Genomic DNA, 11,816 nt, shown 5'->3' on the forward strand with positions numbered 1-11,816 from the left:
CCGCAAGATCGCCGGAAGCCAAGGGCCGGGGGTGGGAGAGCTTCGGGGTTATGCTCGCGGGTGGCGGTGGGGCCCGCCGTTCCGGCGGGCGCCGGGAGAACCGCGACGTCGCCAACGGTCCCTGCCAGTGACGAGTCCTGGTGGGAGGTGCCGTGTCCGATCCCCGCGTCGATCCGGACGTCGACCTGCGCGTACCGGCCGACCGGGCGGAGCTGCCCGCGCACCCGGCGGCGGTGCTCGGCGTGATCGCCGCCGGTGGCGTGTGCGGCGCGCTGGCCCGGGCCGGCGCGCAGGCCGCCGTGCCGCACCAGCCGGGCGGCTTCCCGTGGGCCACCTTCGCCGTCAACATGACCGGCTGCCTGCTCATCGGCGCGCTGATGGCGGTGCTCGCCGCCCGTGCGGCCCACCCGCTGACCCGGCCGTTCCTCGGCGTCGGCGTGCTCGGCGGGTTCACCACGTTCTCCGCGTACGCGGTCGACGCGCAGCGGCTGCTGACCGACGGCGCGGCCGGTACGGCGGGTGTGTACCTGGCCGCCACGGTGCTCGCCGCGCTGGCGGCGGTCGCGGTCGGGGACATGGTGACCGCGCGGCTGCTGGCCGTCCGGGACGGGAGGCGACGGTGACCGTCCTGCTGATCGCGATCGGCGCCGCCGTCGGCGCCCCGCTGCGGTACCTGACCGACCGGGCGGTGCAGGCCCGGCACGGCTCACCGTTCCCGTGGGGCACCCTGGCCGTGAACGTGGCCGGGTCGCTGCTGCTCGGCGCGCTCCTCGCGGCGCCGGTCGGCCCGGAGGTGACCGCGCTTGTCGGCACCGGCTTCTGCGGCGCGCTGACCACGTGGTCGACGCTGAGCTACGAGACGCTGCGCCTGGCCCGCACGGCGAAGCGCCGGCTCGCGTACGCGAATGTGGCGCTCAGTGTGGCCGCGGGCCTCGGCGCGGCGTTCCTCGGCTACGCCCTCGTGACCGCGGTGGCCGGCTGAGCGCGCAGGTCAGCGGGGCGGACCGTCAGCGGGCCCGGCGTTCCGGGTGCGCCCGGTTCCACGCCCGCATCCGCTCCGGGTAGCCGGTGCGGGCGGCCTCGTACAGCGGCAGCGCGTGCTTCTGCGCGATCTTCGCGGCGACCCGGGGCGAGCCGGTACGGCGGCGGATCCACTCGCCGTCGTGCGCGATGGCGACCACGGTCGTGTCGGTGGCGGTGGTCTCCGGTTCCAGGTAGAACTCGACTCCGCTCCGGCTGGTGACGAACGCCTCCAGCTGCGCGAGGTCCTCCCGGTTCGCCTCGCGGTCGAGCTTCGTCGGGGTCGTCGGGTCGGCGGCCCGGCGGCTGAACCAGCCCATGCCCGCCTCCTCTCCTCGGCGTTCGCTCCAGTGCAGCACGCCCGCCTGGCAGGCGGCTGGGAGCCCGGTGGGAGTCGACTGGGCCGGCTCGGCCGACCGTCACCCCCGGCTCAGCCGACCTTGATCCCTGGGGCGCCGGCCGGCGCGTCCGGCGCGGCGGGGCGCTCCCGCAGCACCGGCACCAGCGCGAGCGTGGGCAGCAGGAGCAGTGGCACCACGCCGAGCGCGGACAGCACGCCGAAGTGGTCGCCGAGGAAGCCGAGCAGCGGCGGGCCGGCGAGGAACGCGGTGTAGCCGATCACCGCGACCACGCTCACCCGGGCCGGGGCCTTGTCCTCGTCGTCGGCGACGGCGCTCATCCCGACCGGGAAGCCGAGCGAGGCGCCGAGTCCCCACAGCGCGACGCCGACCACGGCGAGGGGGCCGTTCCCGGCCAGCACGGCGAGCGCGGCGCCGGCGGACGCCATCGCGATGGTGGTGAACAGCACCGGCACCCGGCCCCACCTGTCGATGGCGACGGTACCGACGGTGCGGCCGATCGTCATGCCCACCACGAACACGCCGAACACGGCGGCGCCGACGGCCTCGTCGACCCCGTACCCGTCGACGAACGCCACCGCGAGCCAGTCGTTGGCGCTGCCCTCGGTGAACGCCATGACCAGCACGAGCAGCCCGATCAGCAGCGTGCGGGGCTCGCGCCAGGCGGCCAGCAGCGCCTGCCGCCGGGCCGCCGGCTCCCCGGCCCCGGCCGCCTCGGCGGTGGCCGCGAGGAACGCCCGGGCGCCGACCAGCGTGCCGGCCAGGATCAGCACGGACAGGACCGGCAGGTGTACGCCGACGGGTACGCCGAAGTGCGCGGCGCCGGCGCCGAGCCCGGCCCCGGCCACCGAGCCGAGGCTCCAGGCGGCGTGGAACCGGGGCAGGATGGTGTAGCCGAGGCGCTTCTCCACGGCCGCGCCCTCGACGTTCATCGCCACGTCGCACAGGCCGGAGCCGAAGCCGAACGCGGCGAGGCCGAGCCCCACCCCGGCGACCGAGCCGGCCAGGCTGGCGGACAGACCCGCCACGGTCAGGCCGAGCGAGACCAGCACCACCGAGACGGCCACCGTGCGCGCCGGCCCGAGCCGCTGGGTGACCAGGCCGGCGGTCGGCATGGCCAGCAGCGAGCCCGCCGACGCGCAGAGCAGCAGCAGGCCGAGCCGGCCCGGGCTGAGGTCGAGCGCATCCTGGGCCGCCGGGACCCGGGAGAACCAGCTCGCCACCGCGAGCCCGTTGAGGGCGAAGACGACGGCGACGCCGTTGCGGGCGCTTCGCACCGCCCGGGGCGCCGGTGGCCGCTTCCCGGCCGGTGCGTCGATGGTGCTGCTCACGGTGCGGTGGTCCCTTCCCCCGTCTGGTTCCCGACGACAATCGCACACCTGAGAGCGCTTCCACCACAAGCGCCGTTATGGCTTAGCCCATCCGCGCCCGAGCAGGCATGATGCGGACATGGATACGCCGACCGCACGGCCCGCCACGCTCGAAGACGTGGCCCGCGACGCCGGGGTGTCCCGGGCCACCGCCTCCCGGGTGCTCGGCGCCTACGGGTTCGCCTCGACGGACGCCCGCGCCCGGGTGCACGCCGCCGCCGAGCGCCTCGGCTACGTACCGGACGTCACCGCCCGGGCGCTCGTGCGCGGGGCCGGGGTACGCCTGGTGGTGGCCGTGATCGGCCGCGACGGCACGGTGCTGGACGACCCGTACGTGCACCGGGTGGTGAGCGCGGCGTCGCGGGTGTGCGCGCCGCACGGCGTCGGGGTGGCCCTGGAGTGGCTGTCGCTGGCCGACCCGTCGGGGCTGACCCGGCTCGGCGCGGACCGGGGCGCCTGCGGTGTGATCCTGGTCAACACCACTCAGGCGGCGCTGGACGCGGTGCCGCCGAGGCTGCGCGGCCGGGTCGTCTCGATCGGGCAGGGCTCGCCCACGGTGCCGTCGTTCGACGTCGACAACGCCGGTGGCGCGGGCGAGGTGCTGCGTCACCTGTACGCCACCGGCCGGCGTCGCATCGTCATGGTCACCGGGCCGCGCTGGCTGAGCTGCGCCGAGCGCTCGGTGACCACGTACCGGGAGCTGATGCGGGAGTCGGGGTCACCGGAGCGGCTGGTCACCGGCGACTTCACAGCGGCACGGGGCGGCCGGGCCGCGCTGGAGGCGCTGCGCCGGTGGCCGGACGCCGACGCGGTCTACGCGGCCAGCGACGCCACCGCGTTCGGCGTGATCGCGGCGCTGCGCGGGCGCGGCGTACAGGTGCCGCACGACGTGGCGGTGGCCGGGTTCGACGACCTGCCGTACGCGGCCGTGAGCAGCCCGCCGCTGACCACGGCGACCCATCCGGTCGACCGGATCGCCGCCGCGGCGGCCACGGCCGTGCTGACGCGCGCGCCGGCTGCCCCGAGCACCGCGTTCCCGTCGACGCTGGTCGCCCGGGAGAGCGCCTGAGCGCCGGTCAGCGCTTCGGCGGCGAGCGCGCCACCGGCGGCCCGGACGGCCTGGCCCAGGCTCCGCGGCGCGTCGCCCAGCCCGGCCGGGACGGGGGTGGACGGGTACGGGCCGATCGGCCCTGGCCGCCACCGCGCGCCTGCCGGTCAATGGGTACGGGCGAAGGAGGGGTCCGATGGGCGGTGTCATAACGTGGATGTACCGGGGCGGCCGGCCGAACCGGCCGGCCCGGATGTTGAACGCGCTGTCGGCGTGGCAGTACGGCGTCGGCCTCGCTCCGCGGCACTGGATGACCATGGAGGTGCCCGGCCGCCGCACCGGGCGGATCGTCTCGGTGCCGATAGTGGTCGCCGATCACGACGGCGAGCGGTACGTCGTGTCGATGCTGGGCGAGCGGGCCAACTGGGTGGCTAACGTGCGCGCCGCGGGCGGCCGGGTGGTGCTGCGCCGTCGCCGCCGCGAACCGGTCCGGCTGGTCGAGGTGCCGGTGGCGCAGCGGCCACCGATCCTGCGCCGGCACCTCGCGCTCGCCCCCGGCGCGCGCCCGCACGCGCCGGTGGACCGGCACGCCCCGCTCGCCGACTTCGCCCGGGTCGCCGCCGGCATCCCGGTCTTCCGGATCGTCGCGGCGGAGCCCTCGACGCGGTGACGGCGGGTCACGCTCCGGTGAACGCGCGCAGCAGGGTGCGTACCGCCGCTCTGAGGTCGTCCCGGCCGGCCGGGGTGCCGGGCGGTGGGGCGCTGAGCGCGCCCGCGCCGACCAGGCGGTCGAAGAGCAGCCCGTCGACGAACGCCACGAACTGGTCGCCCTGCCGCAGCGGTTCCGCGGCGCCCGCCCGGGACAGCAGCTCGCGGGCCTGGACGCGCAGGACGCTGCCGTGGTGCAGGATCGCGCGCAGCTCCGGCCGGTGGGTCGCCTCCAGCAGGCGGCCGTCGCGCTGCGTCGGCGCGGATGGCGCGTCACGGTGTTGGAGCGCGCGGACCGCCCGCGCGAACTCGGCACCGGCCTGACGCTGATGGCCAACGCGCTGCGCGGGCTCGACGCGCTCGGCCTCGGTGACGCCGTGCGGCGCGACGGCCGGCCCGACACGCCCGGTGGACTTCGCACCCGCGACGGCCGGTGGCTGTCCCGGATCGAGGGCGCCGACCTGGAGGCCACCCTGGGCACCGCGGCCCTCGGCATCCACCGGACCGCCCTGCACCGCCTGCTGCGCGACGCGCTGCCGTCCGGGGCGCTCCGCACCGGCGTCGAGGTCGTCGACGTCGACGCCACAGCGCCGTCGGTGACCTGCCGGACCGACGGCACGACCGACGTCCTCGCGGCGGACCTGGTCGTCGGCGCGGACGGGTTGAACAGCACGCTGCGCCGCCGGTTGTGGCCGGCGGCGCCGCCACCGGCGTACTCCGGCTCGACGGCCTGGCGGGCGGCGATCGCCTGGCCCGTGCCGGTGGCGACGGCAGTCACCTGGGGGCGGCCGCGAGTTCGGCACCGTTCCGCTCGGCGACGGCCGGCTCTACTGGTACGCGGCGGACGTCGCGCCGCCCGGCGGGCGCGAGCCGGACGAGCTGGCCGCCGTGCGGGAGCGGTTCGGCGACTGGCACGAGCCGATCCCGGCGTTGCTGGCGGCCACGCCACCGGAGGCGGTGCTCCGGACGGATCTGCTGCACCTGGACACTCCGCTGCCGACCTACGTCCAGGGCCGGGTCGCGCTGCTCGGCGACGCCGCGCACGCGATGACGCCGCACCTGGGCCAGGGCGCGGGGCAGGCGATCGAGGACGCCGTGGTGCTGGGCGCCGTCTGCGCCACCGGCACGGCGGACCTGGCCGGCGCGCTGGCCTCGTACGACCGGCAGCGGCGACCGCGCAGCCAGGCGGTCGCGCGCGCGGCCCTGCGCACCGCCCGGTACGGCCAGCAACTGCGCAACCCGGTGGCGGTGGCCCTGCGCGACACGACGATCCGGCTGACCCCGTCGAAGGCGGCGCTGCGCGGCATGGCCCGGTACGCCGACTGGCAGCCGCCGGGCTGACCGCGGGCCACCGGCCGGGCCGGCGCGGGGACCGTCGGCGAATCGGAGTCGCGACAATCCTTCAGAATATCGATCGCTCGCGTTTTCGAGGTCGTCCGAATGGGAGAGGTGGCCGGTAAGATCGGCGACAGAACTGCGACCGATCACGGACTGCCCGGCGGCCGGCGTCAGCTCACACTGAGCGCATGAATACGAGACTCCGCCGCAGCCGGGCATTCCGCCTCGCGGTGTGTCTCGCCCTCGTGGCGATATTGAGCGGCTGCATGCAGCTCAACCTCGGGCTGACCGTGAACGACGACGACACCGTCTCCGGCCAGCTCCTGCTCACCGCGCCGAAGTCCGTGCTCAGGCAACGCAACCCGGACCCGGCGGTCGCCTTCGCGCAACTGCGGCCGAACATTCCCTCACTTCCGCCCGGGGCGGAGAGCCGGTACGAGGACGCGACCTCGTACGGCATTCAGATCACGTACCGGAAAACGCCGCTGGCGCAATTCACGAGCGAAAGCGTGAATCTTGTTCGAGACGATGATCTGTATCGCTTCTCGCTCCCGCTGGACCCGAAGAAATACGGCGGGATGGTCGGGCAGCAGGATCCGCGCCAGCAGCAGGCTTTCATGACCCTGATGGCGTTCGAGATCTCGGTGACGTTCCCCGGCCGGGTGCTCGACACCAACGGCACGGTCACCGGGCGCTCGGTCAGCTGGAAGGTGGTCGCCAACCAGCCCAAGCCGGCCGAGCTGCGCGCCGTCGCCCAGGCGCCCCCGCCGCCGGCCACCAGCCCGGCCGCGGTGGTGACCGGGAACGGCTCCTTCCCCTGGCTGCCGGTCGTCGGCGCCGTGGTCGTCCTGCTGCTGGTCGCCGCCGTGGCGTTCGTGCTGCTGATGCGGCGACGGCGCTCCCGCGGCGGCCCGGACGCGACGGCCACCACCGACCCGGGCGGCACCACCGGCGCCGCCCTCGGCCCGGGCGCCCTCACCGGCCCGGGCGCGTCAGCCGGCCCCGCTCCGGCCACCACCGGCGCCCCGGCCGCACCCGACACGCCGACTCGACCCGCCGGTCCGCCGGCCTGAGCCGCTCCGACCACCGACGGCGCCCGCGCCGGCGGCCCACCACCGCACCGGGCGGAACCTGGGTCCAGCACCCCGGAACGCCGCCGCACCATCCCACCCCGGCCGCACCACCGCACCATCGAAAAAGAGGGGGATCGCCGTGAACGATCTCTTCACCTGGGCCGCCCTGGGCAGCCTCACCGGCGCCAGCGCCGCCACCCTGCTCGCCACGAACGTCATCGGCGGGCTGATCGGCCCGAGCGGCGACAAGGCCCGCAAGTGGATCGCGCTGGGCTTCGCGCTGCTGCTGTCCTACCTGACCGCCGCGTTCGCCACCGACGCAGGCCCGGAGAAGTGGATCATCGCGTTCTTCAACGGACTGGTGATCTTCTCCGCCGCGCTCGGCGTCAACCAACTCCCCCCTGGCAACCGGCAGGCGACGCAGGCGTCGCCGACCCAGCTCGCCCAGGGCCGCGAGCCCCGCTACGTCCGCTCCTGGGTCTGAGAGAGGTGACCCCCATGATCTTCGGCATCCTCAGCGCCGCCGTCCAGGTCGTCTTCGGCGCCGTACTCGGGCAACTCGCCGCCGGCACCGTCGGCCTGCTGGTCGGCGCGGTCGTCGGACTGCTCCTCGGCGCGCCCTTCGGCTGGGCGTCCGCCTCCGCCGGCACGTACGGCCCCGACCCGAAGGGGATCTTCCTCTTCGTGGTCGACCACACCTGGAGCCTGCTCAACACGTTCGCCGGGGCGCTCTTCCTAGCCCTGCACCTGGTCTTCGGCCACCAGCTCGACCGGATCGTCTCGGCCGGCAGCGGCCGGGTCAACGTGATCGAGGGCGTCTCCCCCCGGTACGCCACCACGATCGGCACCGTGTGCGCCGGATCCAGCCCGGGCATCCAGCGCCACGAGGACGTGCACGTGTTCCAGGCCCGGCTGCTCGGCCCGTTCTACCTGCCGCTGGTGGCGCTCAACTACGTGCTGTTCACCATCGCCCCGGTGTGGCTGCTCTGGCACGACCACACCAACGCGCCGATCAACCGGTTCACCCGCTACTTCGAAATCGGCGTCTACCCACACGTCTGGAACGAGGCCATCGCGTACCGGATCCAGGGGACGCCACCGCGATGACCGGAGCGATCGAGGCGGCCGTCGAGGACGTCGCGAGCTGGCTGACCGGAGCCGCGGGTGAGCCCGTACCGGTCGGTCCGCCGCGCGACGACCCCGACGGCGGCCTCACGGTCTGGCCGCTGGAGCTGCGGCCGGCCCGGCAGACCGCCGCCGGCGGCGCGGCGCGCGAGCCGTACCGGTTCGTGGTCCGGCTGCTGGTCGCGGGCGGCGGGCCGGCCGCCCTCGCGGCGCTGGACCGGGTGCTCGCCGCCGCCACCACGGCGGGCCGGCCGGAGCTGGTGCTCGCCACCGGCGACCCGGCGCTGTGGCGGGCACTCGGCGTGGCGCCCCGGCCGGCGTTGCTGCTGGACGTGCCGGCCCGCATCGACCGGCCGGTCCCGGCCGCGCCGCCGGTGCGGCACCCGCTGCGACTGCGGCAGCTCGGCATGCGCACGCTCGACGGCCGGGTGGTCGGCCCGCAGGACCAGCCGCTCGCCGCCGTCCGGGTGGAGCTGGTGGGCAGCGCCCAGGCCACCGAGACCGACGCCGCCGGCCGGTTCCGGCTGGCCGGCGTGCCGCACGACCCCGACTCGCCGGACGCTCCGGTGCGGATCCGGCTGATCGGCGCGGGCCGCGTCCACACCGCCGAACTCGACCCGGACGGCGACCACCTGGTCGTCGTCCGCGCCCCCGACTGACGTCCGAGGAGGACCGATGCCCACCTACTTCTCCCCCGGCATCTACGTCGAGGAGGTGCCCAGCGGGGCCCGCCCGATCGGACCGGTCGGCATGAGCACCGCCGCCTTCGTCGGGGTCGCGCCCAACCGGACCGCCCACGTCGGCGAGGTGCTGGCGGTGAACAGCTGGACCGAGTTCCTGCGGCTGTACGCCGACGGCGAGCACCTGGAGAGCACCCCGCTGGCCCGCGCCGTGTTCGGCTTCCTGGACAACGGCGGCACCCGCTGCTGGGTGGTGAACGTCGGCGAGGGCGGACGGCTCACCGGCACCGGCGGGCGGCGCGGCGGCCTGGAGCTGCTGGAGGCGATCGACGAGGTCTCCATCCTGGCCGCCCCCGGCTACCACGATCCGGTCTCGCACGAGGCGCTGATCAGCATGGCCGAGCGGCTGCGCACCATGGTGGCCATCTGCGACCCGCCGCCCGAGGTCACCGACGTCTCCCGGCTCACCCGGGTCGCCACCCCGGGCAAGCCGCCCAAGCCCGCGTCGGCCGCTTCGACCTCGACGTCCGACAAGCCCGCCGAGGGTACGCCGGGCGACGCCGACGACGAACCGCCCGGCACCGGCGGCGACCGGCCCCGGCAGTCGGACTTCGCCACCTTCTACTTCCCGTGGATCCGGGTCCGTGACCCGCTCAGCGGCGACCTCGTGCTCACCCCGCCGAGCGGGCACGTCGCGGGCATCTGGGCCCGCACCGACGCGCTGCGCGGCGTGCACAAGGCACCCGCCAACGAGCCGGTACGCGGCGCCGTCGACCTCGCGTACCGGGTCACCCGCCCTGAGCACGACGTGCTCAACCCCAAGGGCGTCAACGTGATCCGGTTCTTTGCCGGGGAGGGCATCCGGCTGTGGGGCGCCCGCACGCTCGCCGCCGAGGCCAGCGAGTGGCGCTACCTGAACGTGCGGCGGCTGTCCATCTCCATCGAGCAGGCCATCTCCAACGGCACCCGCTGGATGGTGTTCGAGCCGAACGACTTCACGCTGTGGCGCTCGATCCGCCGCGACATCGGCGCTTTCCTGACCCGGGTGTGGCGCGACGGCGCGCTGCTCGGCCGTACGCCCGAGGAGGCGTTCTTCGTCAAGTGCGACGAGGAGACCAACCCGGCCGACGTCCGCGACGCCGGAATGGTGGTGGCCCACATCGGCATCGCGGTGGTCAAGCCCGCGGAGTTCGTGGTGTTCAAGCTGAGCCAGTGGGCCGGCGGCACCGAGACCGAGACGATCGGAGGCTGACATGCCCACCACCGCGACGCCGCAGCCGGGAGCGCCCGTCGACCCGTACCGGGCCTACCACTTCAAGCTGCTGATCAACGGCGTCACCAACGGGCACTTCACCGAGGTCAGCGGCTTCGAGGTGGCGATACCGGCGCTGTCGTACCGGGAGGCGGGCAACGAACGCATCCGGGCCGTGCCCGGCCAGGTCGAGTACGCCCCGGTCACGCTCCACTTCGGCCTGACCAGCTCACGGGAGCTGTGGGACTGGGTGAACGCGGCGGCGAAGGGCACCGTCAACCGGCGCAACGTGTCGGTGGTGCTGCTGGACCCGGCCGGCACCGCCGAGGTTCTGCGCTGGAACATGATCAACGCCTGGCCGACCCGGTGGCGGGGCGCACACCTGAACACCCTGTCGCAGGAGATCGCCATCGAGGCGCTGACCCTGGCGTACGAGGGCCTGGAGCTGGAGGCCGGCGGTGCCGCCGCCCCGGCGACCGCGTGACCGGCTGGCCCGCGCGCTGCGGGCCACCGCCGACCGCCTGTCCGGTCCGGGCACACCGTCCGCGCCGGACGACGCGCCACGTCCTCCCGGCCAGGCTCCCGAGCACTGGCGGCGCCTGGTGGCGGCGCACGCCCCCGGCCTGCTGCGCGACCTTCCCCCGCCCGCCGATCCTCCCCTGCCCGCCGACCCTCCCGCGCTATCCGCTCCTTCCCCGCCCTCCGCTCCTTTCCCGACCTCCGTCGAACGGCGCCAGAGGGGCCGGTGGCGGAACTGGATGGCACGTTTGATCAACGGACTCGCCGCTTCCCGCAACGGCCCGCCGAGATCTTGGTACGAGATGGCCCCCATAGGGGCCGTTTCCTACCAAGATCTTCCGCATGTCTTGGAGGGTGGGACGGGGATCTCGGAGGGTGAGAGATCCGCTGGACCGCTCGGACGGGGTGCGGCACTGCTCGGGCTCGGAGCGGCGTCCACACGTCCGGACGGTGTGGAGGGCGCGGCGGGGCCGGAGACGTTCCCGCCGACGGTGGACACTCGGTGCCGCTCGGGCCAGGCGGTACGCCCGGACGGTGCCAGGTCACGTGAGGACGCTCCGGCGTGTGGGTGCGTAACGTCACGCGGCCCGGCCGGATCGGCGTGCGTCGCCGAAGGATCCGGGTCGCGGGACGCCTTCGGCAGACCACGCACCCACGGCACCCCGGCCACCGGCGTCGGCACCGGCACCGGCACCGGCACCGGCACCGGCGTCACAGCAACAGCCACAGAGAGCACAGCGACCGCCGGTGCCGGACGAACAACAGGGGCAGGGACCAGCAGCGCCGGCACCGGCACCGGCACCGGCACCGGCACCGGCACCGGCAGCAGTGATCGCAACAGCACCGACAGGTCAACCGGCGCCAGCAGGTCAACCGACACCGGCGCGCCCACCAGCACCGGCCGGCGCACCGGCCCGGACGGCAGCCGTGACGCGACGGGATCGCCGGGCCGCGTCACCTCAGGCGACTCGGCCCCGCCGTCAGCCGCGGAGCGGTGGCCCGGCCTCAGCACGGGCCGGGCGCTCCGGAGCCTCGCACAGGTCCGCCGAAGCCGCTCCCGGGAGGCCGCTGTTGAGGCGGACCTGCCGCCCGATCGAGGGGACGTGCCCTCGCTCGTCTTCGCCACGGCGCCACCGTCGTTGCCGCACGAACCAGCCGAACGCACGAGGGACGGCCGAACCGGATACGCGAACGGTCGCCGCGGGACCGGATCGGTCGACCGCCCCCCGGCGCGGACCGCGGGCTCGCCGTACCCCAATGGGCACGACCCGGCCCGCGGCGGCGAGCTCCGGCACGCGACCGACGGACCGTGGCCGGCCCTGCC

Annotated in this window: 14 protein-coding genes and 1 pseudogene; 12 read left to right on the forward strand and 3 right to left on the reverse strand. The window is 75.2% G+C overall.

What is annotated here, in order from left to right; all coding sequences use genetic code 11:
- The first annotated feature begins 140 nt into the window (after positions 1 to 140).
- Both FHU28_RS21265 and FHU28_RS21270 read left to right on the forward strand, forming a co-directional pair.
- The gene (locus FHU28_RS21265) at positions 141 to 623 is read left to right on the forward strand and encodes a FluC/FEX family fluoride channel (RefSeq protein ID WP_311773632.1); all 483 of its coding nucleotides are present in this window, start codon (positions 141 to 143) and stop codon (positions 621 to 623) included.
- Positions 620 to 982 (forward strand): fluoride efflux transporter FluC, encoded by a 363-nt coding sequence (locus tag FHU28_RS21270; protein ID WP_116506243.1) that lies wholly within the window; start codon positions 620 to 622, stop codon positions 980 to 982. The genes FHU28_RS21265 and FHU28_RS21270 overlap by 4 nt, the downstream gene beginning before the upstream one ends.
- Before the next feature lie 25 nt (positions 983 to 1,007).
- On the opposite strand, the gene FHU28_RS21275 is transcribed toward FHU28_RS21270, so the two are convergent.
- Both FHU28_RS21275 and FHU28_RS21280 read right to left on the reverse strand, forming a co-directional pair.
- Entirely contained in the window at positions 1,008 to 1,340 is a 333-nt protein-coding gene (locus tag FHU28_RS21275) for a hypothetical protein (RefSeq protein WP_116506245.1), read from the reverse strand.
- 110 nt (positions 1,341 to 1,450) lie between these two features.
- Positions 1,451 to 2,710: an MFS transporter gene (locus FHU28_RS21280; protein ID WP_184686259.1), complete on the reverse strand. Its 1,260-nt coding sequence runs from the start codon at positions 2,708 to 2,710 to the stop codon at positions 1,451 to 1,453.
- A gap of 118 nt (positions 2,711 to 2,828) precedes the next feature.
- Here FHU28_RS21280 and FHU28_RS21285 point away from each other — a divergent pair, with 118 nt between their 5' ends.
- Together FHU28_RS21285 and FHU28_RS21290 are read left to right on the forward strand one after the other, a co-directional pair.
- The gene (locus FHU28_RS21285; RefSeq protein WP_184686260.1) at positions 2,829 to 3,818 is read left to right on the forward strand and encodes a LacI family DNA-binding transcriptional regulator; all 990 of its coding nucleotides are present in this window, start codon (positions 2,829 to 2,831) and stop codon (positions 3,816 to 3,818) included.
- Between the two features lie 175 nt (positions 3,819 to 3,993).
- Positions 3,994 to 4,467, forward strand: coding sequence for a nitroreductase/quinone reductase family protein (locus tag FHU28_RS21290; protein WP_184686261.1), 474 nt, complete (start codon positions 3,994 to 3,996; stop codon positions 4,465 to 4,467).
- Between the two features lie 7 nt (positions 4,468 to 4,474).
- Here the strand turns inward: FHU28_RS21290 and FHU28_RS21295 are convergent, their stop codons facing one another.
- Positions 4,475 to 4,744, reverse strand: a complete 270-nt coding sequence (locus tag FHU28_RS21295; RefSeq protein WP_311773702.1) for a TetR/AcrR family transcriptional regulator — start codon at positions 4,742 to 4,744, stop codon at positions 4,475 to 4,477.
- A 39-nt stretch (positions 4,745 to 4,783) separates the two neighbouring features.
- Between FHU28_RS21295 and FHU28_RS32780 the strand changes: the two are divergent.
- The 8 genes and pseudogenes from FHU28_RS32780 to FHU28_RS21330 all read left to right on the forward strand — a co-directional run.
- A pseudogene (locus FHU28_RS32780) lies at positions 4,784 to 5,134 on the forward strand (FAD-dependent oxidoreductase); the annotation flags it as partial.
- Between the two features lie 259 nt (positions 5,135 to 5,393).
- Complete coding sequence (locus FHU28_RS33110; RefSeq protein ID WP_311773633.1) at positions 5,394 to 5,846, forward strand: FAD-dependent monooxygenase; 453 nt, start codon at positions 5,394 to 5,396, stop codon at positions 5,844 to 5,846.
- Between the two features lie 185 nt (positions 5,847 to 6,031).
- Positions 6,032 to 6,916 carry an LppM family (lipo)protein gene (locus tag FHU28_RS21305; RefSeq protein WP_260413071.1) on the forward strand — a complete coding sequence of 295 codons (885 nt, stop codon included), beginning with the start codon at positions 6,032 to 6,034 and terminating at the stop codon, positions 6,914 to 6,916.
- Positions 6,917 to 7,055: 139 nt separating this feature from the next.
- The gene (locus FHU28_RS21310) at positions 7,056 to 7,400 is read left to right on the forward strand and encodes a hypothetical protein (protein ID WP_116506252.1); all 345 of its coding nucleotides are present in this window, start codon (positions 7,056 to 7,058) and stop codon (positions 7,398 to 7,400) included.
- Between the two features lie 14 nt (positions 7,401 to 7,414).
- Positions 7,415 to 8,023, forward strand: a complete 609-nt coding sequence (locus FHU28_RS21315) for a glycine zipper family protein (RefSeq protein WP_073828411.1) — start codon at positions 7,415 to 7,417, stop codon at positions 8,021 to 8,023.
- Positions 8,020 to 8,700, forward strand: coding sequence for a carboxypeptidase-like regulatory domain-containing protein (locus FHU28_RS21320; protein ID WP_184686262.1), 681 nt, complete (start codon positions 8,020 to 8,022; stop codon positions 8,698 to 8,700). Before FHU28_RS21315 ends, FHU28_RS21320 begins: the two co-directional genes overlap by 4 nt.
- 16 nt (positions 8,701 to 8,716) lie before the next feature.
- A complete protein-coding gene (locus FHU28_RS21325; protein WP_184686263.1) occupies positions 8,717 to 9,973 on the forward strand; it encodes a phage tail sheath family protein in 1,257 nt (418 codons plus the stop codon).
- A gap of 1 nt (position 9,974) precedes the next feature.
- On the forward strand, positions 9,975 to 10,457 hold the full coding sequence (locus FHU28_RS21330; protein ID WP_073828408.1) for a phage tail protein: 483 nt from the start codon (positions 9,975 to 9,977) through the stop codon (positions 10,455 to 10,457).
- The last annotated feature ends 1,359 nt before the right edge of the window (positions 10,458 to 11,816 follow it).

Origin of the sequence: Micromonospora echinospora (genome assembly GCF_014203425.1) — a bacterium.
Lineage (GTDB): Bacteria > Actinomycetota > Actinomycetes > Mycobacteriales > Micromonosporaceae > Micromonospora > Micromonospora echinospora_A.

Coding starts and splice junctions, on each gene's coding strand:
- FHU28_RS21315 (WP_073828411.1), top strand. CDS start 7,415: ATGATCTTCGGCATCCTCAGCGCCGCCGTCCAGGTCGTCTTCGGCGCC.
- FHU28_RS21290 (WP_184686261.1), top strand. CDS start 3,994: ATGGGCGGTGTCATAACGTGGATGTACCGGGGCGGCCGGCCGAACCGG.
- FHU28_RS21330 (WP_073828408.1), top strand. CDS start 9,975: ATGCCCACCACCGCGACGCCGCAGCCGGGAGCGCCCGTCGACCCGTAC.
- FHU28_RS21320 (WP_184686262.1), top strand. CDS start 8,020: ATGACCGGAGCGATCGAGGCGGCCGTCGAGGACGTCGCGAGCTGGCTG.
- FHU28_RS21305 (WP_260413071.1), top strand. CDS start 6,032: ATGAATACGAGACTCCGCCGCAGCCGGGCATTCCGCCTCGCGGTGTGT.
- FHU28_RS21325 (WP_184686263.1), top strand. CDS start 8,717: ATGCCCACCTACTTCTCCCCCGGCATCTACGTCGAGGAGGTGCCCAGC.
- FHU28_RS21285 (WP_184686260.1), top strand. CDS start 2,829: ATGGATACGCCGACCGCACGGCCCGCCACGCTCGAAGACGTGGCCCGC.
- FHU28_RS21275 (WP_116506245.1), bottom strand. CDS start 1,340: ATGGGCTGGTTCAGCCGCCGGGCCGCCGACCCGACGACCCCGACGAAG.